Annotated in this window: 22 protein-coding genes; 13 read left to right on the forward strand and 9 right to left on the reverse strand. The window is 70.4% G+C overall.

The features are described from left to right. Window positions 1–19 precede the first annotated feature (19 nt). The gene (locus ACGF1Z_RS17570) at window positions 20–811 is read left to right on the forward strand and encodes an RNA repair domain-containing protein (protein ID WP_393004794.1); all 792 of its coding nucleotides are present in this window, start codon (window positions 20–22) and stop codon (window positions 809–811) included. 75 nt (window positions 812–886) lie between these two features. Continuing rightward, window positions 887–2,872, forward strand: a complete 1,986-nt coding sequence (locus ACGF1Z_RS17575) for a PIG-L family deacetylase (protein WP_393004796.1) — start codon at window positions 887–889, stop codon at window positions 2,870–2,872. Between the two features lie 60 nt (window positions 2,873–2,932). On the opposite strand, the gene ACGF1Z_RS17580 is transcribed toward ACGF1Z_RS17575, so the two are convergent. The 6 genes from ACGF1Z_RS17580 to ACGF1Z_RS17605 all read right to left on the reverse strand — a co-directional run bounded on the left by ACGF1Z_RS17580 (window position 2,933) and on the right by ACGF1Z_RS17605 (window position 11,131). Continuing rightward, window positions 2,933–5,518 carry a peptidoglycan recognition protein gene (locus tag ACGF1Z_RS17580; RefSeq protein ID WP_393004798.1) on the reverse strand — a complete coding sequence of 862 codons (2,586 nt, stop codon included), beginning with the start codon at window positions 5,516–5,518 and terminating at the stop codon, window positions 2,933–2,935. A gap of 254 nt (window positions 5,519–5,772) precedes the next feature. Next, entirely contained in the window at window positions 5,773–6,966 is a 1,194-nt protein-coding gene (gene tuf, locus ACGF1Z_RS17585) for an elongation factor Tu (protein WP_365337558.1), read from the reverse strand. A gap of 150 nt (window positions 6,967–7,116) precedes the next feature. Next, the gene (gene fusA / locus ACGF1Z_RS17590; RefSeq protein WP_393004800.1) at window positions 7,117–9,243 is read right to left on the reverse strand and encodes an elongation factor G; all 2,127 of its coding nucleotides are present in this window, start codon (window positions 9,241–9,243) and stop codon (window positions 7,117–7,119) included. A gap of 39 nt (window positions 9,244–9,282) precedes the next feature. Beyond that, window positions 9,283–9,753: a 30S ribosomal protein S7 gene (gene rpsG, locus ACGF1Z_RS17595; protein WP_345486254.1), complete on the reverse strand. Its 471-nt coding sequence runs from the start codon at window positions 9,751–9,753 to the stop codon at window positions 9,283–9,285. Window positions 9,754–9,755: 2 nt separating this feature from the next. Further along, window positions 9,756–10,127, reverse strand: a complete 372-nt coding sequence (gene rpsL / locus ACGF1Z_RS17600) for a 30S ribosomal protein S12 (protein WP_003948652.1) — start codon at window positions 10,125–10,127, stop codon at window positions 9,756–9,758. A gap of 551 nt (window positions 10,128–10,678) precedes the next feature. Beyond that, complete coding sequence (locus ACGF1Z_RS17605) at window positions 10,679–11,131, reverse strand: helix-turn-helix domain-containing protein (protein ID WP_393004802.1); 453 nt, start codon at window positions 11,129–11,131, stop codon at window positions 10,679–10,681. 245 nt (window positions 11,132–11,376) lie between these two features. On the opposite strand from ACGF1Z_RS17605, the gene ACGF1Z_RS17610 reads away from it, so the two are divergent. Genes ACGF1Z_RS17610 through ACGF1Z_RS17620 form a run of 3 tightly spaced genes read left to right on the forward strand, consistent with a single transcriptional unit; the run spans window position 11,377 to window position 12,723 of the window. Next, window positions 11,377–11,772, forward strand: a complete 396-nt coding sequence (locus tag ACGF1Z_RS17610) for a WhiB family transcriptional regulator (RefSeq protein WP_393004804.1) — start codon at window positions 11,377–11,379, stop codon at window positions 11,770–11,772. After that, the gene (locus ACGF1Z_RS17615; RefSeq protein WP_393004806.1) at window positions 11,765–12,514 is read left to right on the forward strand and encodes a hypothetical protein; all 750 of its coding nucleotides are present in this window, start codon (window positions 11,765–11,767) and stop codon (window positions 12,512–12,514) included. The genes ACGF1Z_RS17610 and ACGF1Z_RS17615 overlap by 8 nt, the downstream gene beginning before the upstream one ends. Next, entirely contained in the window at window positions 12,508–12,723 is a 216-nt protein-coding gene (locus ACGF1Z_RS17620) for a hypothetical protein (protein ID WP_393004808.1), read from the forward strand. Before ACGF1Z_RS17615 ends, ACGF1Z_RS17620 begins: the two co-directional genes overlap by 7 nt. Window positions 12,724–12,811: 88 nt before the next feature. On the opposite strand, the gene ACGF1Z_RS17625 is transcribed toward ACGF1Z_RS17620, so the two are convergent. Together ACGF1Z_RS17625 and ACGF1Z_RS17630 are read right to left on the reverse strand one after the other, a co-directional pair. Beyond that, on the reverse strand, window positions 12,812–13,657 hold the full coding sequence (locus tag ACGF1Z_RS17625) for a hypothetical protein (RefSeq protein ID WP_393004810.1): 846 nt from the start codon (window positions 13,655–13,657) through the stop codon (window positions 12,812–12,814). An 86-nt stretch (window positions 13,658–13,743) separates the two neighbouring features. After that, window positions 13,744–14,091, reverse strand: coding sequence for a hypothetical protein (locus tag ACGF1Z_RS17630; protein ID WP_393004812.1), 348 nt, complete (start codon window positions 14,089–14,091; stop codon window positions 13,744–13,746). Between the two features lie 298 nt (window positions 14,092–14,389). On the opposite strand from ACGF1Z_RS17630, the gene ACGF1Z_RS17635 reads away from it, so the two are divergent. The 4 genes from ACGF1Z_RS17635 (at window position 14,390) to ACGF1Z_RS17650 (ending at window position 16,377) form a co-directional block, all read left to right on the forward strand. Then, window positions 14,390–14,797: a hypothetical protein gene (locus ACGF1Z_RS17635; protein WP_393004814.1), complete on the forward strand. Its 408-nt coding sequence runs from the start codon at window positions 14,390–14,392 to the stop codon at window positions 14,795–14,797. A 142-nt stretch (window positions 14,798–14,939) separates the two neighbouring features. Next, window positions 14,940–15,551 (forward strand): phage tail protein, encoded by a 612-nt coding sequence (locus ACGF1Z_RS17640; protein ID WP_393004816.1) that lies wholly within the window; start codon window positions 14,940–14,942, stop codon window positions 15,549–15,551. 116 nt (window positions 15,552–15,667) lie between these two features. Then, window positions 15,668–15,958, forward strand: a complete 291-nt coding sequence (locus tag ACGF1Z_RS17645; protein WP_389753435.1) for a hypothetical protein — start codon at window positions 15,668–15,670, stop codon at window positions 15,956–15,958. 116 nt (window positions 15,959–16,074) lie between these two features. After that, on the forward strand, window positions 16,075–16,377 hold the full coding sequence (locus ACGF1Z_RS17650) for a hypothetical protein (protein WP_393004819.1): 303 nt from the start codon (window positions 16,075–16,077) through the stop codon (window positions 16,375–16,377). Window positions 16,378–16,428: 51 nt separating this feature from the next. Here ACGF1Z_RS17650 and ACGF1Z_RS17655 read toward each other — a convergent pair whose 3' ends face one another. Further along, on the reverse strand, window positions 16,429–17,229 hold the full coding sequence (locus ACGF1Z_RS17655) for a hypothetical protein (protein ID WP_393004821.1): 801 nt from the start codon (window positions 17,227–17,229) through the stop codon (window positions 16,429–16,431). Window positions 17,230–17,531: 302 nt separating this feature from the next. On the opposite strand from ACGF1Z_RS17655, the gene ACGF1Z_RS17660 reads away from it, so the two are divergent. From ACGF1Z_RS17660 to ACGF1Z_RS17675, 4 genes are all read left to right on the forward strand, one after another. Further along, window positions 17,532–17,729: a hypothetical protein gene (locus ACGF1Z_RS17660; protein WP_393004823.1), complete on the forward strand. Its 198-nt coding sequence runs from the start codon at window positions 17,532–17,534 to the stop codon at window positions 17,727–17,729. A gap of 134 nt (window positions 17,730–17,863) precedes the next feature. Further along, complete coding sequence (locus tag ACGF1Z_RS17665; RefSeq protein ID WP_393004825.1) at window positions 17,864–18,643, forward strand: hypothetical protein; 780 nt, start codon at window positions 17,864–17,866, stop codon at window positions 18,641–18,643. A 52-nt stretch (window positions 18,644–18,695) separates the two neighbouring features. Further along, window positions 18,696–19,898 carry a phage tail protein gene (locus ACGF1Z_RS17670; RefSeq protein WP_393004827.1) on the forward strand — a complete coding sequence of 401 codons (1,203 nt, stop codon included), beginning with the start codon at window positions 18,696–18,698 and terminating at the stop codon, window positions 19,896–19,898. Beyond that, window positions 19,895–21,154, forward strand: coding sequence for a tape-measure protein (locus ACGF1Z_RS17675; RefSeq protein WP_393004829.1), 1,260 nt, complete (start codon window positions 19,895–19,897; stop codon window positions 21,152–21,154). The genes ACGF1Z_RS17670 and ACGF1Z_RS17675 overlap by 4 nt, the downstream gene beginning before the upstream one ends. The last annotated feature ends 7 nt before the right edge of the window (window positions 21,155–21,161 follow it).

Raw genomic sequence — 21,161 nt, forward strand, 5'->3', positions numbered from 1 at the left:
TCGCGGGCACAGGTCGGATATGCGGACGAGCGACGAGGTCTACCACCGCGTGGTGTGGGACGCGCGCCTCGACGCCGAGCGCTTCGTCATGGGGATCGCCGAGCGCGGCGCCCCGCCGAAGCGGATGGCTCTGCCCGACTTCGTCCCCGGCGGGGAGATCCCCTGGCACCGGGTGCTGTTCTTCGAGGCGGACGGGGAGCGCGTGTGGGACCGGGCGACGGGCGTGGACCGGCTCGACACCTCGCCCGCGGGCCACGCGCACGCGGACGTGCTCGCCGTGGAGCCCACGTACCGCACCGCCGTCGCCTGGCTTCCGCCCGGCCCGCTCCAGGAGCCGATCCAGGAGATCCGGCGCGTCCACGACCGGCAGGTCCGCCGCTGGCCGCCGCATGTGAACGTCCTCTACGGCTTCGTGCCGGAGTCCGAATTCCTCCGGGCGGTCCCCGTGGCCGCGGCCGCCCTGCGGACCGTCCCGCCGTTCCGGGCCCGGCTCCAGGGCGTGCGCTGGTTCCGGCACCGCGCCGACGCCACCGTCTGGCTCGACCCGGCCGCGGCGGGCGAGGGCCCGTGGCTGCGTCTGCGGGAGGCCCTGGAGGACCGCTTCCCGCTGTGCGCCGACCCGCGGGGCTTCACCCCGCACCTGTCCCTGGGCCGCAGCCACGACCCCGCGTCGCTCGCCGCGCAGTGCGAGGAGCGGCTCGGGACCATGAGCGTCCGGGTCACCGAGCTCGTCCTGCTCGCCCGGCGCGGCGACGGGCCGATGCGGGTGCGGGCCACCGTGCCGCTCGGAACGGACTCCCCCTCCGGTTGAACCCGGGGGCCCGAAAACCCGTCTAGTCAGTCGCCCACGCACGACCAGCACACACGCACGGGGGACGTACGACCGGTGGACAGCAGAAGAGTGGCGCGGCGCAGTCTGCTCGCCGGGGCGGCGGGGCTCGCCGCGGCCGGCGTCGCCGGATGCTCCGTACCCGAACGGCCCGGCAGCGCGGTCTCCGCCGACCCGGCACCGGGCCGGCCCGTCGCGACCGGCCGGCGGGCGCTGCTCATGCAGTTCGCCGCGCACCCGGACGACGACCTGTACTTCATGAACCCCGACGCGCAGCGCCTGCTCGACGCCGGGGTCCCCGTCGTCTCCGTGTACGTGACCGCCGGCGAACACACCGGCAAGAACCACGTCAAGGGCATGCCGGAGACCCCGCCCGACCGGGCCGCCTACTCGTCCGCCCGCCACCAGGGCCTGCGCCAGGCCTACGCCGACGCGCTCGGCGCCGACAGGTTCACGGCCTGGGACCGGCGGGCGGCCACGCTCGCCGGCGGGCACAGCGCCGAGGTGGACACGCTCGTCCACGAGGGCCGCCGGGTCGAGCTGGTCTTCCTGAACCTGCCCATGCACGCGCTGCGCCGCTACATGGCGGTGCCCGCGCTCTGGGAGGACCGCTCGGTCCACCTGCGCACCCACCTGTCCACCGGCTCCCCCGTCACCCGCTCCGACGCCTACGACCACGGGCAGCTCATCGAGGTCCTCGCGGGGCTCCTCGCCGCCTACCGGCCGACCGTCGTGCACACCCTCGACCCCGATCCCGACATCCAGATCAGCGACGAGGCCACCCGCGGCCGGGACAGCGAGCAGCCGGGCTACTCCGACCACGGCGACCACACCGCGGTCGCCTCCTTCACCTGGGCGGCGCTGCTGCGCTGGGTCGCCGACGCCACCGCGGACGGCGGACCGGTGCCGGCGTTCACCGTGAGCGCCTTCCGCGGCTACTACAACCGGCACTGGCCGAAGAACCTCCCGCCCGGCGTCCTCGCCGAGAAGGCCGCCCACCTCGTGCCGTACGGCGGCGATCCCTCCTGGGACTGCGGCAACCCCTCCGGCTGCGGCGACTACGGCGTCGGCGGCGACCGTCCGCTGACCAACCGGAAGGGCTGGGTGCGCGCCACCCACCACCGCTGGCCCTCCCCCGGACCGGCGGTCGCCGAGGAGCCGGACGGGCGGCTCGCCGCGTACGGCGTCCTGGGACTGCGCGCGGTCCGCTGGCGCGAGACGGCCCGGGCGTCCGGCCGGTGGGGCGAGCCGGAGGACCTGGGCGGCGGCCCGCTGGCCCCCGCCCTCGCCTCCGCGGCCCTCCCCGACGGCCGCCTGCTCCTCTTCGGCGTGCGCTTCTCGGCGCTCTCCGGCCGCGGCGGCGCCAACCGGCGCGAGCTCGTCCTCCTGGAGCAGCGCTCCCCCGGCGGCCCGTTCCACGCCTGGCGCGGCCTCGGCAATCCCGAACGCGGCGACGACCGGGGCCGCCGCATCGGCGCCCCGGTGGCCGTCACCGCGCGGGACGGGCGGGTCCACCTCTTCGTGCGCAACGCGGACAAGGGCGTCTCGACGCGGGTGCGGACGCCCGACGGCGCCTGGGGCCCGTGGCGGCCGCTGCCCGCCCAGGAGGAGCTGCAGGACGGCCTGACGGCGCTGGTCGACGCGACGGGCCGGGTGAACCTGCTGGCGCCGGGCCGCACGGCCGTACGCCGCTGGGTCGACGGCTCCCCCGCCGCCCCGCTGCCCCTGGCCGGCGACCCGGTCGCCGCGCTCCCGGCCCCGGGCCCCGACGGCATCCGGGTCTTCTACCGCGCCCCCGCCGAGGGGCGGCTGCGCGCGACGGCCGGGCGCGCCCCCGCCTTCGAGGGCTACGGCCCCCTCGCCGCCGCCCCCGGCCCGTCCCTCCTCGGCCGCGACCTGCGCGGCCGCGTCCAGCTGCATCGCGCCGGCCGGCTGTCCGTCCGCGCCCGGGGAGCGGTCGCGGTGGGGGCGCCGGTGCTGCTCGGGGCCGGCGCGGTGATCGGCATGGGCGCGGACGCACGCCCCTGGGTGTGGCGCCCGTAGGAACGCCGAGGGCCCGCCTCCCCGGAGGGAGACGGGCCCCGGACTCACCGCCGGATCAGGTCACTTCACGAAGTAGCCGGTGATGTCGGCGAGCAGGTCGACGTTGCCGCCCTTGTTGTAGAAGTTCACCTTGCCGTTGACGACGGGCACGACCACCAGGTTGGGGATGGTCAGGCCGGGGGTGAAGTTCAGGTTCGACGCGCTGGTGCGCGTGGTGCCGTCCGGGTAGACGGAGACGAAGCTGCCCACGGTCGGGTTGGTCGCGGTCACGTTCAGGACCACGGCCGTGACACCGGTCGCCGGGACGCCCTGCACGCCGGCCACGTCCAGCGTGACGTGGCTGTCCGGGCCGACGGGGCCCTTGCGCACGCCGAGGCCGGAGCGGGTGTCCATCAGGCGCTTCGGACCCAGGTTGACGTGGGAGGCGCCGACGGTGTCGGAGGTGAAGTAGCCCGTGATGTCGGCGAGCAGGTCCACCGCACCGAACTTGTTGTAGAAGCTGACCTTGCCGTCGACGACGGGGACGACCACGAGGTTCGGGATCGTCTGGCCGGCGGTGAAGTTCAGGTTCGACGCGCTGGTGCGCGTGGTGCCGTGCGGGAAGACCGAGACGAAGCTGCCCGAGGTCGGGTTGGTCGCCGTGACGTTCAGGACCACCGCGGTGACCTTGTCGGCCGGGACGCCGTTGGCGCCGGTGACCTGGAGGTCGACGGTGCTGTCCTGGCCGACCTTGGCCTTCGGGACGCCGAGGCCCGCGCGGGTGTCCATCAGCCGCAGCGGCCCCAGGTTGACGTGGGTCGAGCCGCTGGTGTCCTTCACGTAGTAGCCGGTGACGTCGGCGAGCAGGTCGACCGAACCGGAGTGGTTGTAGAACCGCACCTTGCCGTCGATCACGGGCACGGTCACCAGGTTCGGGATGGTCTTCCCGGCCGTGAAGTTCAGGTTCGACGCGCTGCTCCGCACGGTCCCGTTCGGGTACACGGAGACGTAGCCCGCGGAGGTCGGGTTGGTCGCCGTCACGTTGAGCACGACGGCGCCGACGCCGGAGGCCGGGATCCCGGCCTTGCCGGCGACGGTCAGCACGACCTCGCCGGCCGCCCCGACCTTGGCCTTCGGCACGCCGAGCCCGGTACGGGTGTCCATCAGACGGGTCGGGGTGACCGGCTTGAAGGTCTTCGGCCCGGGGACGGTCACCGTGACGGCCGGGGAGGTGGTCACCTTGCCGGAGACGTGCGTGGCGCGGACGGCGACGGTGTGGTCGCCGTAGCCGCTGACGGCGACCGACGCCGCGCGCATGTGGCCCCAGCTCCAGGTGGCGACGTTGCCGTCGACGAGCACCTCGAACTTGTTGATGAGGCTGTTCGGGGCGGTGGTCGTGGACCAGTTCACCGTCACCGGGCCGGGGGTCTCGTAGCCGGTGCCGGCCTGGGTGGCGCCACCGCCCAGCGAGTCGATCTTGAGGCCGGCAACGGAGCCGGTCGCGTAGCTGCGGATCTGCGGCAGCTGCGGGTAGAGGCTGTTGCCCGGGCACTGGGTGTTGAAGCCGTTGCGGTGTCCGGAGACGGCCGCGAAGGGGTAGACCTTGGTGGCCTCGAAGGACTCGCCGAAGTAGTTGGTCTGCGTGGCACCGGCCGTCAGCTGCGCGGTGCTGTTCGGGTCCACCCCGTACTGGCCGAGCTTGTACGCGACGACCCGCGAGGCGGAGATCAGCGCGGCCTGCGGGGCGGTCTGGGCGGTGTAGTCACCGATGAACGACACGCTGGTCGACTCGGAGTTCCAGCCGTAGGTGTGGGCACCCATCACCGGCTGGTCGACGCCGCCCTGGCGGCCCTCGAAGATCGTGCCGCACTTGTCGACCAGGAAGTTGTAGCCGAGGTCGCGCCAGCCGTTGGTCTTCACGTGGTAGACGTGGATGGCCCGGACGACGGCGGCGGAGTCCGCGCAGTTGTAGTCGGCGTCCGTGGTGTGGTGGACGAAGACGGCCTTGATCTTGCCGCCGGGCAGGTAGGTCGGGCCCTCGTTGTTGAGCGACTCGTCGGCACCCCACTCGGCGCGCGAGACGACCGGCGGCCGCGGCGCGGTCGACGCCGGGCCGGGCGTCGTCGGCGGCACCTCGACGGTGAACGCGGCGGGGTCCGCCTTCAGGTCACCGGAGGTCTTGTCGGCGGTGGTGCTGGCACCCGGGTCGACCAGGTCGAGACGCAGGCCGGCGGGCAGCCTGCCGTCGGCGGCGCCGTCGGACACCCGTACCTCGGCGCCGTCGGAGGCGCCGACCCAGATCGGCTCGGTGGAACCGCGGGCACCGGCCCGCTTGCCGTCGAGCAGGGCCGGGTAGGGCGTCAGGTCCATCCACTCGGTCCAGTCGCCGGTCTCGGCGCTCCGGGTCCTGGCCTGCACCGTCCCCTTGATCTTGGCCTCGGGGTCCGTCCAGGACACGCCCAGGAGGCCGAAGCGGGCGGTGTCCCGCTGCGACAGGACCGCTTCTCCGTGGCCCTTGTCGGACAGGGCGAGCTTGTGGACCTCGCTCTTGACGGGGCCGTTCTCCTCCCCGTTCGCGCTGTACACGTCCGCGGGAGCGGCCGGCGACTCCCCCTCGGTCCCGAAGACCGCCCCGTTCGCCGCCGCCTGGAAGGCGAGGACCGTCACGCCCGCGAGGGCGGCGCCTATCGCCGTACGACGTATCCGCGTTGCCGTTCTACGCCGCGCTCGACGTCCCGATTTCAAGTTGTCTCCACCCCTGATTGGCCATGACACGCCTGACCGGGGGGATGTTACGGGACGTCAGGTTTGCACCTGTCGGCGGGGGGTAAAGCGGAGGACCCCGCACCGCCGAAGCGGTGCGGGGTCCTCGCGGGAGCCCGGTCGAGCTACCAGGTCAAACCACCGAAGTTCGTGAGAACTTACTTGGTGATCTTGACGACCTGGCCGGCGCCGACGGTGCGGCCACCCTCACGGATGGCGAACTTCAGGCCCTCCTCCATGGCGATGGGCTGGATCAGCTCAACGCTCATGGCGGTGTTGTCGCCCGGCATGACCATCTCGGTGCCCTCGGGGAGGGTCACGACGCCGGTCACGTCCGTGGTACGGAAGTAGAACTGCGGGCGGTAGTTGTTGAAGAACGGGGTGTGACGGCCACCCTCGTCCTTCGACAGGATGTAGGCCTGGGCCTCGAAGTTCGTGTGCGGCGTGACCGAGCCCGGCTTGATGATGACCTGGCCGCGCTCGACGTCCTCACGCTTGATGCCACGGAGGAGCAGACCGACGTTCTCACCGGCCTGGCCCTCGTCGAGCAGCTTGCGGAACATCTCGATGCCGGTGACCGTGGTGGTGGTCTTCTCGGTCTTGATGCCGATGATGTCGACGGTCTCGTTGACCTTGAGGACACCGCGCTCGATACGACCGGTGACGACGGTGCCACGACCGGTGATCGTGAAGACGTCCTCGATCGGCATCAGGAACGGCTTGTCGACGTCACGCTCGGGCTGCGGGATGGACTCGTCCACGGCGTGCATGAGGCCGAGGAGCTTCTCGCCCCACTCCTTGTCGCCCTCGAGCGCCTTGAGCGCCGAGACGCGGACGACCGGCAGGTCGTCGCCCGGGAACTCGTACTCGGAGAGGAGCTCACGAACCTCGAGCTCGACGAGCTCCAGGATCTCCTCGTCGTCCACCATGTCGGCCTTGTTCAGGGCGACGACGATGTAGGGAACGCCGACCTGGCGGGCCAGGAGCACGTGCTCCTTGGTCTGCGGCATCGGGCCGTCGGTGGCGGCGACCACGAGGATGGCGCCGTCCATCTGCGCGGCACCCGTGATCATGTTCTTGATGTAGTCCGCGTGACCGGGGCAGTCGACGTGCGCGTAGTGACGCGACTCGGTCTGGTACTCGACGTGCGCGATCGAGATCGTGATACCGCGCTGGCGCTCCTCGGGAGCCTTGTCGATCTGGTCGAAGGCCGAGGCCTCGTTCAGGTCCGGGTACGCGTCGTGCAGCACCTTGGTAATGGCGGCCGTGAGGGTCGTCTTACCGTGGTCGATGTGACCGATGGTGCCGATGTTGACGTGCGGCTTAGTCCGCTCGAACTTCGCCTTCGCCACGGGGTTCCTCCTGGAGAGTGGTTCTGTACGCCTTACTCATCGGCGCCAGGTGATCTTTGCTGGGATGCCATCCGCCGGGGACCGGTCCTCGGGTCTCGGGGGCCGAGCCCCGGCGTCTGGTGTCAAGCCTAAAGCGTGAACTCGGGAGAGTTACTCGCCCTTGGCCTTCGCGATGATCTCCTCGGCGACGTTCCGCGGAACCTCGGCGTAGGAGTCGAACTGCATCGAGTAGCTTGCGCGACCCGAGGTCTTGCTGCGGAGGTCTCCGACGTAGCCGAACATCTCCGAGAGGGGCACGAGGCCCTTCACGACGCGAGCGCCGCTGCGCTCCTCCATGGCCTGGATCTGGCCACGGCGGGAGTTGATGTCACCGATGACCTCGCCCATGTAGTCCTCGGGCGTGACGACCTCGACGGCCATCATCGGCTCAAGGATGACGGGGGAAGCCTTGCGCGCGGCCTCCTTGAAGGCCTGCGAACCGGCGATCTTGAACGCGAGCTCGGAGGAGTCGACCTCGTGGTAGGCACCGTCGAGAAGGATGACGCGGACGCCGGTCATCTCGTAGCCGGCCAGGATGCCGAACTGCATGGCCTCCTGCGCACCGGCGTCGACCGAAGGGATGTACTCCTTCGGGATGCGGCCACCGGTGACCTTGTTGACGAACTCGTACGAGGCGTCGCCGCCCTCGATGGGCTCGATCGCGATCTGCACCTTGGCGAACTGACCGGTACCACCGGTCTGCTTCTTGTGGGTGTAGTCCACGCGCTCGACGGCCTTGCGGATCGTCTCACGGTACGCGACCTGCGGCTTGCCGACGTTCGCCTCGACCTTGAACTCGCGACGCATACGGTCGACGAGGATGTCGAGGTGAAGCTCGCCCATACCACCGATGATGGTCTGGCCGGTCTCCTCGTCCGAGTGAACCTGGAAGGAGGGGTCCTCCTCCGCGAGACGCTGGATGGCGACACCCAGCTTCTCCTGGTCACCCTTGGACTTGGGCTCGATCGCGACCTGGATGACCGGCGCCGGGAAGTCCATGGACTCCAGGATGACCGGGTTCTTCTCGTCGCACAGCGTCTCACCGGTGGTGGTCTGCTTCAGGCCCATGACGGCGACGATGTCGCCGGCGCCCACCGAGTCGATCTCCTCACGCTTGTTCGCGTGCATGCGGTAGATCTTGCCGATGCGCTCCTTCTTGCCCTTGACGGAGTTCAGCACCGAGGTGCCGGCCTCCAGGCGACCGGAGTAGATCCGGACGAAGGTGAGCTTGCCGAGGTGCGGGTCGCTCGCGATCTTGAACGCGAGGCCGGCCAGCGGCTCGTCGTCGGACGGCTTGCGCTTGACGACCAGCTCCGCGTCCTTGACGTCGTGGCCCTCGATGGCCTCGACGTCCAGGGGGGAGGGGAGGTAGCGCACGACGGCGTCGAGCAGGGGCTGGACACCCTTGTTCTTGAACGCGGTACCACAGAACACCGGGGTGACCGTGGTCTCGCCGCCCTTGCCGGAGGCGATGGTGATGCGACGGATCGCGGCGTACAGCTGCTCCTCGGTGGGCTCGACGCCCTCGAGGAAGAGCTCCATGATCTCTTCGTCGTTCTCGGCCACGGCCTCGACGAGCTTGCCGCGCCACTCCTCGGCGAGCTCGGTGTGGGTGTCCGGGATGTCGACGATGTCGTACATCTCACCCTTGGTGGCCTCGGCGGACCAGACAAGAGCCTTCATGCGGACGAGGTCGACGACGCCCTGGAAGTCGGCCTCGGCACCGATGGGGAGCTGCATGACGATCGGGGTCGCGCCGAGGCGGTCCACGATCATGTCGACGCAGCGGAAGAACTCGGCACCGGTGCGGTCGAGCTTGTTGACGAAGCAGATACGCGGAACGCCGTAGCGGTCCGCCTGACGCCAGACGGTCTCGGACTGCGGCTCGACGCCGGCCACGCCGTCGAACACCGTCACAGCACCGTCGAGCACGCGCAGCGAACGCTCCACCTCGACGGTGAAGTCGACGTGGCCCGGCGTGTCGATGATGTTGATCGTGTGGTCGACGTTCTCGAGCGGCCAGTGACAGGTGGTGGCAGCAGAGGTGATCGTGATGCCACGCTCCTGCTCCTGCTCCATCCAGTCCATCGTGGCAGCGCCGTCGTGGACCTCACCGATCTTGTACGAGACGCCGGTGTAGAACAGGATCCGCTCGGTGGTGGTCGTCTTGCCCGCGTCGATGTGCGCCATGATGCCGATGTTGCGCACCTTGGCAAGGTCAAGCGAAGTGGTAGCCATATCGGCTCAGTCTTCTCTCGGTCTCGATGTGGGTTGCGACTACCAGCGGTAGTGCGCGAAGGCCTTGTTGGACTCGGCCATCTTGTGCGTGTCCTCACGCTTCTTGACCGAAGCGCCGAGGCCGTTCGAGGCGTCCAGCAGCTCGTTCATGAGGCGCTCGGTCATGGTCTTCTCGCGACGGGCGCGGGAGTAGCCGACCAGCCAGCGCAGCGCCAGGGTGGACGCGCGACCGGGCTTGACCTCGATCGGCACCTGGTAGGTGGCGCCACCGACACGGCGGGACTTGACCTCGAGGGACGGCTTGACGTTCTCGAGAGCGCGCTTCAGCGTGATGACCGGGTCCTGGCCGGTCTTCTCGCGAAGACCCTCCATGGCGCCGTACACGATGCGCTCGGCGGTGGAACGCTTGCCGTCAAGCAGGATCTTGTTGATCAGCGACGTGACAAGAGGAGAGCTGTAGACCGGGTCGATGATGACCGGGCGCTTCGGGGCGGGGCCCTTACGAGGCATTCTTACTTCTCCTTCTTGGCGCCGTAGCGGCTGCGAGCCTGCTTACGGTTCTTGACGCCCTGCGTGTCGAGGGAACCGCGGATGATCTTGTAGCGAACACCCGGCAGGTCCTTCACACGGCCACCACGCACGAGCACGATGGAGTGCTCCTGCAGGTTGTGACCCTCACCCGGAATGTAGGCCGTGACCTCGATGCCCGAGGTCAGACGCACACGCGCGACCTTACGGAGGGCCGAGTTCGGCTTCTTCGGGGTGGTCGTGAACACACGCGTGCAGACGCCACGACGCTGAGGGGAACCCTCGAGTGCGGGCGTCTTGTTCTTCTCGACCTTGTCCTGCCGGCCCTTACGGACCAGCTGCTGGATCGTAGGCACTACTTCTCCGGTTTCTGTGTGCCGTCGGTAAAACTAACCTGGAACGTCACCGACCCACGCGGTCGGGTGTGTCGAATCCTGCGGACCCCCCGCCGAAGGCGGAAAGGACGTGGATCGCGGTGGCCGATATCGGAACTCCACATGCGGTTGAGGACACGCACACGGCTCCAGGCACACCCCAGGCACAAGGCATGAGCGTACCTATCGCATGGACTCCGGTCAAAACAAATGCCCACGCGCAGGGCGCCGGGCGACGTGGGAGAACACCGTCCGGCCGGCCCGGGCGGTGCCACGCGGGCGGTCCCGCACCCCGGCAGCCGCCCCCGGCCCCGCCAGGACCGGCCCGGCCCCGACGGCTCCCCCGCCGTGCGGGGGCCGGGGTCCGGGCCTCCGCGCACCCTCCGGCGCGGGGGCGGCCGGTGGCTCGAATCGGGCGCCCCGCGTTCCGTGTGCGGGCCGCGGGCGTCACGGGAAGGCGGGCAGGGGCCCGCCGCCGGGAAGCCCGCCGGTGCGGGCCCCGGGCCCGGGCGGGGGCCGGGGCCCCGCCCGGGTCAGTCCTGGGCGGCGCGCCGGGACTCGCCCGCGGGCCGGACGTCGCCGTCCGCCGCCTCGGGCTCCACCAGGAACTGCGTGACGACCTTCACGAAGACGTCCATCCGCTCGTCCGGGACCCCGAGCCAGCGCGCGAAGTCCTCCATGGTCGGCTGCCAGTCGCCCGGCGGCAGCAGGTCCTCGGCGAGCGGCAGCTCCTCCGGCGTCACCCGTCCGGACCGGATGAGCATGTCGCGGACCGAGACCCCGAGGAGCGGGGCGATCCTGCGCATGGTCTCCAGGTCGGGCATGCTCTGCCGCTGCAGCAGGCGCGTGACGGCCGCCCGGTGCACGCCGGCCTCGTCGGCGATCCGGGACTTCCCTCCGCCGCGGGGGCTGTCGATGTCGTAGCCGCGTGCCCGCATCAGGCCCTCGACCCATCGCGCGAACTCGTCGAGCCCGTGAGTGCTCATGTGTGTACCGCTCCCTTTACTCCCCCACCCTTCGGGCCCCTTACTTTAGCGTGCTTGCGCGCACGGAATTACGTGCTTTCGGGCACGCAATCGTGTCGAATCGGTGAAGGCATCTCCATGAAGGTAGTTGCGAGCTCGCACGCAACATGTCTATGTTGCTCTCCGCCGCACTCGTCGGCCTCATGAGTCCCAAGGGCCCCACGTGCCCTGGGGGCCCCATGGGCCCCGGACCGTGGAGATCCACCTTGCACCAGCCCGACACATCCCCCTGGCAGGCCGCCGCCGCGTGCGCCGACCTCTCCCCGTCCGTCGTCTTCTCCCGGCGCGGCAAGGAGGCGGCCCCCGCCCTGCGCGCCTGCGCCGTCTGCCCCGTCAGCCGCGAGTGCGAGGCGGCCGTCGCCCCTGCCGAGAGCTGGTTCGACGGCGTCTGCGCGGGCCGCCTGTGGCGCAACGGACGCCCCGTGAAGCCCCGCCGCCGCCGCGGCGAGGCCGCCGAACTCGCGACCGTCCTGGACGCCGCCGCCCTCGACGCCGCCGGAGCCGTACTCGCACCGGCCGCACCGGCCACGCCCGCCGGGACGCCGGTCGCGACGCCGGTCGCGACGCCGGTCGCCGTACTCGCCGGGAGCAGCCGTGGCTGACCGGCAGCACGCACCCGCAGCCGCCGCCGACGAGCGCGTCGCGCGCGACGTGGTCCTGTGGGCCGCCTCCCTCGTGCGCCAGTTCCCCGAGCTCGCCGAGGAGCTCGCGCCCGGCCGGCGCGCGCCCGCCGGAAGCGCGCCGACCAGACCGCACCCGGGCCGGGACGAACTGATCCGGGCCGAGCGGCGGGATGCCCTGCTGCTCGAACAGCGGCACGGACTGTCCGTGCCCGGGCACGGAGCCGCGCCGATCCGCCTGCACATCTCCGACGCCATTCGCGACATCACCGACGGCGTGGTGGAGCTGGAGGAGGCCGTCTGCGCGCGGCTCGGGCTGCCGCGGCCGCGCCGGGCCGGGGTCGTCGAGCGGCTCCGCCGGGTCGTCGGCCTGCTCGACGAGATCGCCGCCCACCCCGTGCTCACCCGGCACGTGCGCGACGAGATCCGCCGCATGGCGCGCCGCTGCGCGCGCACCCTGGGCGACGCCGAGACCGTCGTCCGGGTGTCCGGCCGGTGCCCGTGGTGCGACTCGGTGTCGCTGCGGGCCTTCCCGGACCGGCGGGCGGTGCTGTGCGTGAACCCGGCGTGCGTGTGCACGGACGAGGCGTGCGGCTGCCAGGACGACCCGTCCTACCGGCACCTGTGGCCGGAGGAGGAGTGGGCGGAGCTCGCGGAGGCGTCGGGGGCGCGTCCGGAGGAGATCGAAGCGGCGATGGACGACACGAAGGAGACCTCATGCTGAGCTCGACCGCCCTGCCGCTGTCCCTGCCGGCGCTGATCCCCGGCCCGCTCGCCGCCGAGGAGGCGGGGGTGGCGCCGGCGACGATCCGCAAGTGGGTCCAGCTGGGCCACCTGCGGGCCGCGGGCAAGGCCGGCCGGGCGCAGCTCTTCCGCCTGGAGGACGTCTTCGCGGCGGAGCGCGCCACGCGGCGCAGGCCCCGTACGGCCTGAGCCGCTCACGAGCGGGAACGAAGCGCCCCGTGTCTCTCACCACGAGAGACACGGGGCGTTTGTGCGTGCCCGGCCGCGGGGACCCGCGTCAGGCCCGCACGAATGCATGCAGGGAGGCGGTCACGGCCTCGACGAAGCGGTCGCGGACGGCCTCCGGCACGCGGTCGAGGGAGAGGTAGGGGTTGAGGTCCTCCAGCTCGACCAGGAGCAGCTCGCCGTCCCGGGTGCGGCAGGCGTCGACGCGCTGGATGCCGTGGTCGAGCGTGTTCCAGTCGACGAAGCGGCGGGCGAAGGTCAGGTCGGCCCCGGTGGGCTCGTACGGCTCCAGGACCCAGCGGCGCCCGGGGTCGGGGGCGTACAGGGCGTACTGGCAGCGGTCGTCGACGAAGTAGAAGGACACCTCGTACCGGAAGTCGACGCGGGGCTGGACGAGGACCTCTCCGTACGAGAGCTCCGCGAGGCGTTCGTATGGCACGAACTCCAGTCCTATCGAGTCGGCGCCCGCCTTGGGCTTGACGCAGTACTCCGCCGCATCGGGGAGCCGGTCGAGGTCGGCGGCGCGGTCGACGGTGGGGATGACGGGGAGCCCGGCGGCGGTCAGGTCGAGCAGGTACTGCTTGCCGGCCATGTCGCCGCGCCCGTGCAGCGGGTTGTAGACGCGGGTGCCGGCGGCCCGGGCGCGGGCGCGGAAGGCGTCGTAGGCCTCCTGGTGAGGGAGGACGGGTCCGCTGTTGCGGACGACGACGGCGTCGAAGGAGTCCATGAGCGCGGCGGCGTCGAGGGGATGGCACAGCGCGATGTCGAAATCGGCGCGCAGCCGCGCGGTGAGGTCGATGTCCTCGTCGCAGTAGCGCCGCCCGCGGGCCGGGTAGGCGAGGTCGGTGACGTAGAGGAGGCGGGGGCGAGCGGGGGACACGGGGCGGCTCCTGGGCATCGGGAAGGTGCGGTCAAGCTACCGCCCGGGGCAGGGGGCCCGGCCCTGGGCCGGGCCCCCTGCCCCGGGCCGGTCCCACCGCGGAGTCACCTCCGCAGCCAGCCCTTCCTGGGGCGCTCGGCGGGTGGCGTCTCCTTGACGAGCTCCAGCTCGGCAACGCTGATGCGCATGTGCCGTGAAAGCGTGTTGGGGCTGCTGAGGCCGTCGTACCAGACCGAACGGGTCTGCTCCACGAGCCAGCTCGTCGGGGACGTCCGGAACACGAGGCGGCCGCACCGCTCGGGGTCGGCGCCTCGCACGTAGGTCCGGCTCAGTTCCTCGGCCCGGCCGAGGGCCGCTTCCCGGCCGCCGTCGACGGCGATCTTCTCCACCAGGTCCCAGCGGTCGTCGCCGCCGTACGCCTCGTTGGCCTCCACCAGTACGTACCAGCTCATGCCCCGCCCCTGTCGTCGTCCGGCTGAACCTCCGGCCCGCTGCTGCGGAGCCGCGCCCAATCTAGACGGCCCTCTTCCGGCGCTCGTCGAAGCCGGCCGCCGAACTAGTTGCGTGCGCGCACGCTCTCTGTCACAGTTGGTGCAGCGGCGGAGCTGTGCCCGCGAGACGGGCCGCAGTCTCCGCCGTTCGCCGTCCGGGCGCGCTCCGCGCCCTTCCCCCTTCGCCCGCGTCGAGCGCCCCGGACGGCACCCGGCACCACACCCGTCCCGCCCCTCCCTTCCACCGAGGAGAACCGTCATGACCACTCCCCCGAGTGCGTTCCCGGACGTCGAGAAGCTGGTCGTCGACGTCCTCAAGGCCGACCCGGCGATGGCCGGCGTCACGGTCGCCGCCCAGGCGCCCGCAGGCTTCGACGGCACGCAGAACGCCGTCCTGGTGAACCGCCGCGGCGGCGCCTGGACCGGCGACCTGCACGTCGACAAGCCGCTGATCGAGTTCGAGGTGTACGGACCGACGAAGACCGCGGCCCACGTCCTCGCCAACGCCGCCCGCAAGGTGCTGCTCGCCACGATCGGCAAGCAGCTCGGCGCGAACTACGTCAGCGACGTCGAGGAGCAGGACGGGCCGCGCTGGATGCCCGACTACCTCTACCGGGGCGCCAACCGCTACCTCTGCGTCATCCAGCTCTCGCTGGACGTCTTCTAGACCCTCTCCCCCGGAGCGCCGCCCTGCGCTCCCCCACCGACCAGGCCTCGCCGTCCGGCGGGGCCTTTGCCGTACCCGGGCCGGAATCCTCCGGACGCCGGGGCGGTGCCCTCACCCCCTCTCACCAAGGAGAAACCTCACCATGGCTGGAAACAACTCTGCCGAGATCCGCGTCGCAGGCACCGGCAAGCTCTATGTCGCCGACGCCGGCACCTCCCTCCCGGCCACCTTCGGCACGGACTCCGCCACCGACTGGTCCGGCGCGGGCTGGAAGGACCTCGGCTTCACCTCCGGCGACGGCGTCACCTTCTCGAAGAAGGACAAGCTGGAGGCCATCGACTCGTGGCAGTCGGTCTCCCCGGTCCACTACATCTACTCGGCCCGCGACCTGTCGCTGAAGTTCTCGCTGCTGCAGTTCAACGAGGACACCCTGCCCTTCTTCATGGGCGGCGACGCGGTGAAGGCCGAGCCGACCCCGGCGGTCGACACCTACCGCTACGAGATCGCCGAGCGTCCGTTCGCGGACGTCCGCGCCCTCGGCCTGGAGTTCACCGACGTCAAGGCCGGTGGCACGACCGCGGTGAAGTACCGCTTCATCATCCCGCGCGGCCAGGTCACCGCCACGGACGACATCAAGCTGGCCCGCAAGGCCGCCTCCCAGCTCGGCATCACCTTCACGGCGATGTCGAAGGGCGACGGCAAGCCGCTGGCGACCTTCCTCATGAAGGACAGCCAGTACTCCGCGACCGTCTGATGACCGTCTGATCCCCCCTCGGGGATCCCTCCGGGGCGGGACGGCGCACCGCCGTCCCGCCCCACCCCTTCTGCTCTTCATCCACGCGAACCACGCGAACAAGGAGTACGCACACCATGGCCCGTTTCGACGTCAACGCCGCTCGCGCCCAGCGCATGGAGGCACACGGCCGTACCTGGTCCTTCGAGCTGGACGGCGAGTCCTACACGCTGCCCACCGAGCTCTCCCGCAAGACCGCCAAGGCGCTGCGGAAGCTCGACGACAACGACGTGGACGGTCTGCTCGAACTCCTGATGGGTGAGGAGCAGTACGTCCGCTTCGAGGAGCACGACCTCACGATGCAGGACATCGCCGCCATCCTGGAGGCCTACGGCAAGGAGACCGGGCTCGGCCTGGGGGAAGACTGAGCCTCGTCGAGTTCGTCGACGAACACGCCGAGGCCCTCGAAGCCGACCTGCTGCGGTACTACGACGTCGACCTGCTCGACTGGTACCGCGGCGGCGTCTCCAGCCGGCGACTCGCCGTGCTGATCACCCACCTTCCGGAGAACAGCGCCGTGCAGCGGGAGCTGCACGGCGAGGCCGCGGAGTGGTCGCTCACCGACCATCTGCTGGCGGCCGCGGTGGACCACCTGGCCGTCGCCAACTGGATGTTCTCCGCCGTCAACACGGGCGAGGACGACGAAACGCCCGATCCGCCGAAGCCCGTTCCCCGTCCAGGTGACCCCACCGGGGACGACGAGGAGGGCGAGGACGGCCGGGGCACCGCGGACGCGGAGGGCGCCGAGGTGGTGTCCCCGCACCAGCTCGCGCGCTTCTTCAGCTGATGCCGCGTCCGCCGAGGCCACATCCCCCACAGCCCCCGGAGCCCGTTCCCGTCAGGGAGCGGGCTCCGGGGGCGCTTCCTGTGCTCGCTCGCCGACCAGGTCCTCCTCCAGGGCCCTGGCCCGCTCCGACAGCCGGCGCCCCCGGCCGCCCGGACGCGTCTCCTGCTCGGAGTCGGGGCCGCGCCGTTCGGGGGCGGGCCCGTGCTGCATCGGCACACTGGTGAGCGGCGGCACTATCGGGCGCCCGCCCTTGCCCCGGACCACCTTGCGTACGGGCTGGGCATTCCTCCGGGTACGGCTCTCCTGGGCCGTCACCAGGAGATCGGGCTCCGCTTCCGCTTCGGGCGCGACCCCGGACCCCTGCTCGGGTACGTACGCGGCCTCGGGGCCGGACTCGTGCACAGGTTCCGGCTCAGGTCGCTGTTCGAACAGCTCGCGCTCCCTGCGGACCCGCTCCTCGGCCTGGACGACCACGGCCGGCGGTTCGAGGAGCCGGGCGAAGGGCAGCGCGATGACCCGGGCACCGTCCGGGGAGATGTCCGTACGCCGCTGGGGACGCCGGATTCCACGCGCGTCACCCTGCCCCTGAGCGTATGCATCAGCAACGCGCTTCTCGTACTCGCGGCGGATACGAGGGAGTTCGTCGGAGACGGCCTCGGCCCATCCGGCGGTGAAGGCGGCGGTCTCGCGGCGGTCCACCTCGGCCCTGGGCAGCACGACGAGATCCTCGGGGGCGTACCCGGCGACGTGGACGAGTTCCGCCAGTCTCGCGAAGAGATGAGGCAGGTCGGGGTGGGTTTCGAGCCAGTCGACGACCCGCTCCCGCCGGCTGGCGCTCGGCTCCGTGTCCATGTGTCCGCACTGCCTTCCAACCCCCTGGGGTCCCCGCGCGCCCCTCGCGCCCCCCGCCCCCGACTGTGTCAGGTTCGGGAACGCGCCATCCAGAGTACCCCGGTCGAACACCAGATCCGATCGGGCATCAACCCCTGCGGGGAGTTGGCGAGAAGACACAGCGTCAGGCGTTTCGCGCTCGACAAACCTCGAACAGATGTTCCACACTCTGCTCGTACACACGTTCGATAACGTGGTGCCCCCGCCTCACTCCGCGGCGCCACCACGTAAGCAAGGGCAAGCAAACCGGAAGGCAGGCGTCCATGACCCAGCAGGCCGAGGCCGAGGCATCGCGACCGCACATCCCCCTCCATGACCGCCTCGCCGAGCTGCTGGACGGGCCTGTCGCCCTCGACAAGAGAGCGCTGCTCGGCACGCTGTACGCCGAGGTCAGCCGGCGCGAAGCGGTCGCCTACGCGGCGGGCTGGACCGACGCCCTCGCCGAACACCGCCGCCGCTGACACCCCCACGCCACGCCTCGCCGGTGGGATCACCCCGCCGCCCGCACTCATGAGCCGCCGGCCCCGCCTCGGGGCAGGCGGCTTCGGCGTTCACGGGTCCGTCTCGGCACGATCCCCCCGAATCGAGGACAGCAATGGGAACTCCCACGCCGCCCCCATCGAACCCGAACAACCCGAAGCAACCCGATCAGCTCTGGTTCGCCCCCTGGATCAGCGAGAACGACTACAAGGCCACCAAGGAGGCGGCCTTCGGCGCGACCAGCACGGTCACGGGCATGAAGGGCGACATCACCGCCCTCAAGGCCGAGATCGCCGGCCTCGCCGTCCTCTCCATCGGCGCCAGCCTTTTCAAGATCGACTACACCTTTTTCAAGATGGACGAGAAGGGCGTCACGATCAACGGCCGCCAGCGCATCGGCTGGCCGTGGGCCGACCCGGCCAAGGCCGCGAACCTCAGCGCGGAGAACCGCTTCCGCAAGCTCGCGAAGGAGCAGGGCGAGCTGAAGGAGGCGATCGCCAGGCTCAACAACGCCCGGACCGACGCGAGCAACCGGAACACCGCACGGGATCAGGCCCAGAACGACATGGAAGCCGCCCGGCGCCGGTTCCGGACGGAAAGGACCGCCGAATCCCTCGAAGCCTTCCAGCAGGCGGAGAAGAAGTACAACCGGGCGAAGAAGCTGGCCGACAAGGCCAAGAGGGAGCTCGAGAAGGCGGAGAAGAAGGCGAAGCAGCTGGAGAAGGAGGCCTCTTCGCGCTACCGGGAGGCCAGGAAGTTCCTGGACGCCGAAAAGGAGGCCAAGGAAAAGTGGGCGGAATCAGGGAAAAAGGTCCTGACCGAGGACCTCAACCGCCTGCGGAACGCCGTCGGAAAGGTCTCTCTCAAGCTGGACGGCACGGAGGAGGGCTCCTAGCCGGCCGGTCAGCCCGGCACGTCCTTTTCCGACCCACTGAAATCAGGTGACCATGTCTCTCAAAAGTGCCCTGACCAACACCTCGTCGGCGCTCAGAACCCTCAAGACGAACGCCGAACAGAGCGCCCAGGCCGTCTCCCGCATCGGCAGCGGTGCGAACACCGCCTCGGGAAAGGTCAAGCAGCTCAAGTCCTCGGCCGAGTCGTCCACTTCTCAGCTCAAGAACCTCAAGACGGCCTCCGACCAGGCCGAGAAGTCCATGACCAAGGCCGGCAAGACCGGCGAGTCCGCCGGCGGCAAGCTCGGCAAGTACGAGTCCGGCGCCGGCAAGGCGGCCAAGGGCCAGGACAAGCTCAACAAGTCCATGAAGGGCAACTTCCTGGCCCGCCTGATCGAGCTGTTCATGCCGCTCATCGAGAAGGTCGTCGAGATGGCGACCCGCTCGAAGCTGATGCAGGCGATCATGCAGAAGGCGTTCACGGTCATCAAGACCGTGATCAGTTCTGTCATGAAGGCCATCGGGCCGATCATGAAGAAGGCCGGAGCCCTGATCAAGACCGTCTGGAACGGCATAAAGTCGGCGATCTCCACCGTCGTCAAGGCCGTCGCGACCGTGATCAAGACCTACGTGACCATCTGGAAGACGGTCATCACCACGGTCATGAACGCGATCAAGGCCGTCATCAGCACCGTCTGGAACGGCATCAAGGCCGTCATCACGCCGGTGGTCAACTGGATCAAGAGCGCGATCCCGAACGCCTTCAACGCCGTCAAGGACAAGATGTCGTCCGCCTGGAACGGCCTCAAGGACATCGCGTCCCGGGCGTTCAACGGCATCAAGAGCGGTGTGTCCGGCCCGATCAACGCCGTCATCGGCCTGATCAACCGGATGATCGGCAGCCTCAACCGGGTCAAGGTCAGCGTCCCCGGCTGGGTGCCGCTCGTCGGCGGCAAGACCTTCGGCGTCAGCATCCCGACCATCCCCATGCTCGCCACCGGTGGCGTCGTCATGCCGCGCAACGGCGGTGTCCCGGCGATCATCGCCGAGGCCGGCGAGGCCGAGGCCGTCCTCCCGCTCTCCAAGCTGGACCGGCTGCTCGCCCACACCGCCCGCCGCGCCCGCATGCACCAGCAGCTGCAGGCGGGCGGAGGCGCCGGCGGTGGACTGCACATCGAGCACTATCACGCGGCCCGCAACAGTGACCCGCAGTCCACCGCGGACGCGCTGATGTACCTGGCGAAGGCACGCGGATGAGTGCCGTCGCACTGACACCGTTCTATTCGAGCCGCCTGCTCGCCGGTGTCCCTGCTGCGATCGGCACCATGCGCAGCGCCGTCAACCAGGCGAACACCGCACTGGGCAAGCTGGCGAACGCGATCCGCGACGCCGACGGCAAGACCGGTCGACTCGGCTCGGACGCCCGCGCCGCCGCGACCGCCACGGGACGCCTCCGCGCCGACGCGACCTCCGCGGCCGGCTCGGTGACCAGGCTGGGAAGTTCCTCCGCCCCGAGGGGAGTCAAGTCCTTCGGCGACCGCGCCGGCAAGGCCAGGACGATCCTCGGCAAGATGGGCGTCGGCGTCGCTGCGATCCTGTCCCTCCTGATGCCGCTGCTTCCCTTCACCGATGTCATCACCGGTCTGATGGACAAGTACGGCACGGTGATGACCATCGCCTCGTTCGTCATGATGGCCATCAACATCGCCATGCGCGGAAACCCGCTCGGCTTCGTCGTCGGCATCATCCTGCCCGTCGCGGCGGCCCTCATCGAGTACGCGATGAACAGCGAAGCCGGCCAGCGGATCATGCAGCAGGTCTTCCAGCAGGCGCTCAAGGGCTTCCAGTCCGTCTGGAAGTACCTCCAGCCGATCATGAAGCTCATCGGCGACGCCGTCACGACCTACTTCAAGGGCTATCTGGCCCTGTTCACCGCCGCGCTCACGATCATCGGCTCCGCGGTCAACGGCTTCTCCGGCACCCGTTCCTCCGTGACATCCGCGTCCCACGCGCTGCGCGGCATCGCCTCCAGCACCATCGGCGGCATCCGCAACGCCGTCCAGCCCTTCCTGTCGTTCTTCACCAGCTCCGTGCCCGGCTTCTTCCGTACGGCCAAGGACGCCGTCGGCAACGCCATGCGCGGGATCGGCGACCTGGTCAAGGGCGCGCTGACCACGGTCATCGGCGTCGTCAAGGGCCCCATCAACGGCCTCATCGCCTTCGCCAACTGGATCATCGACGGCCTCAACAAGCTGAGTTTCGACTTCCTCGGCAAGCACTTCGGCGTCGACCTCGACAAGATCCCGATGCTCGCCGACGGCGGTGTCGTCTTTCCCGGCGCCGACTCCGCGCCGCGCATCGACCCGCTCGCCGTACTGGAGAACCGCCGGGTCCCGGCCGTCACCGAGGCTGCCCCGCGGCCCCACCGCATCCGGGACTTCCACGAGGAGCCGGGCGCCGGCCCCCGCTCGACCGCCGAGGACCTGCTCTTCCTCATGGCCGCCCACGCATGACCGCTCC

Source organism: Streptomyces sp. NPDC048018, assembly GCF_043202995.1.
Taxonomy (GTDB): Bacteria; Actinomycetota; Actinomycetes; order Streptomycetales; family Streptomycetaceae; genus Streptomyces.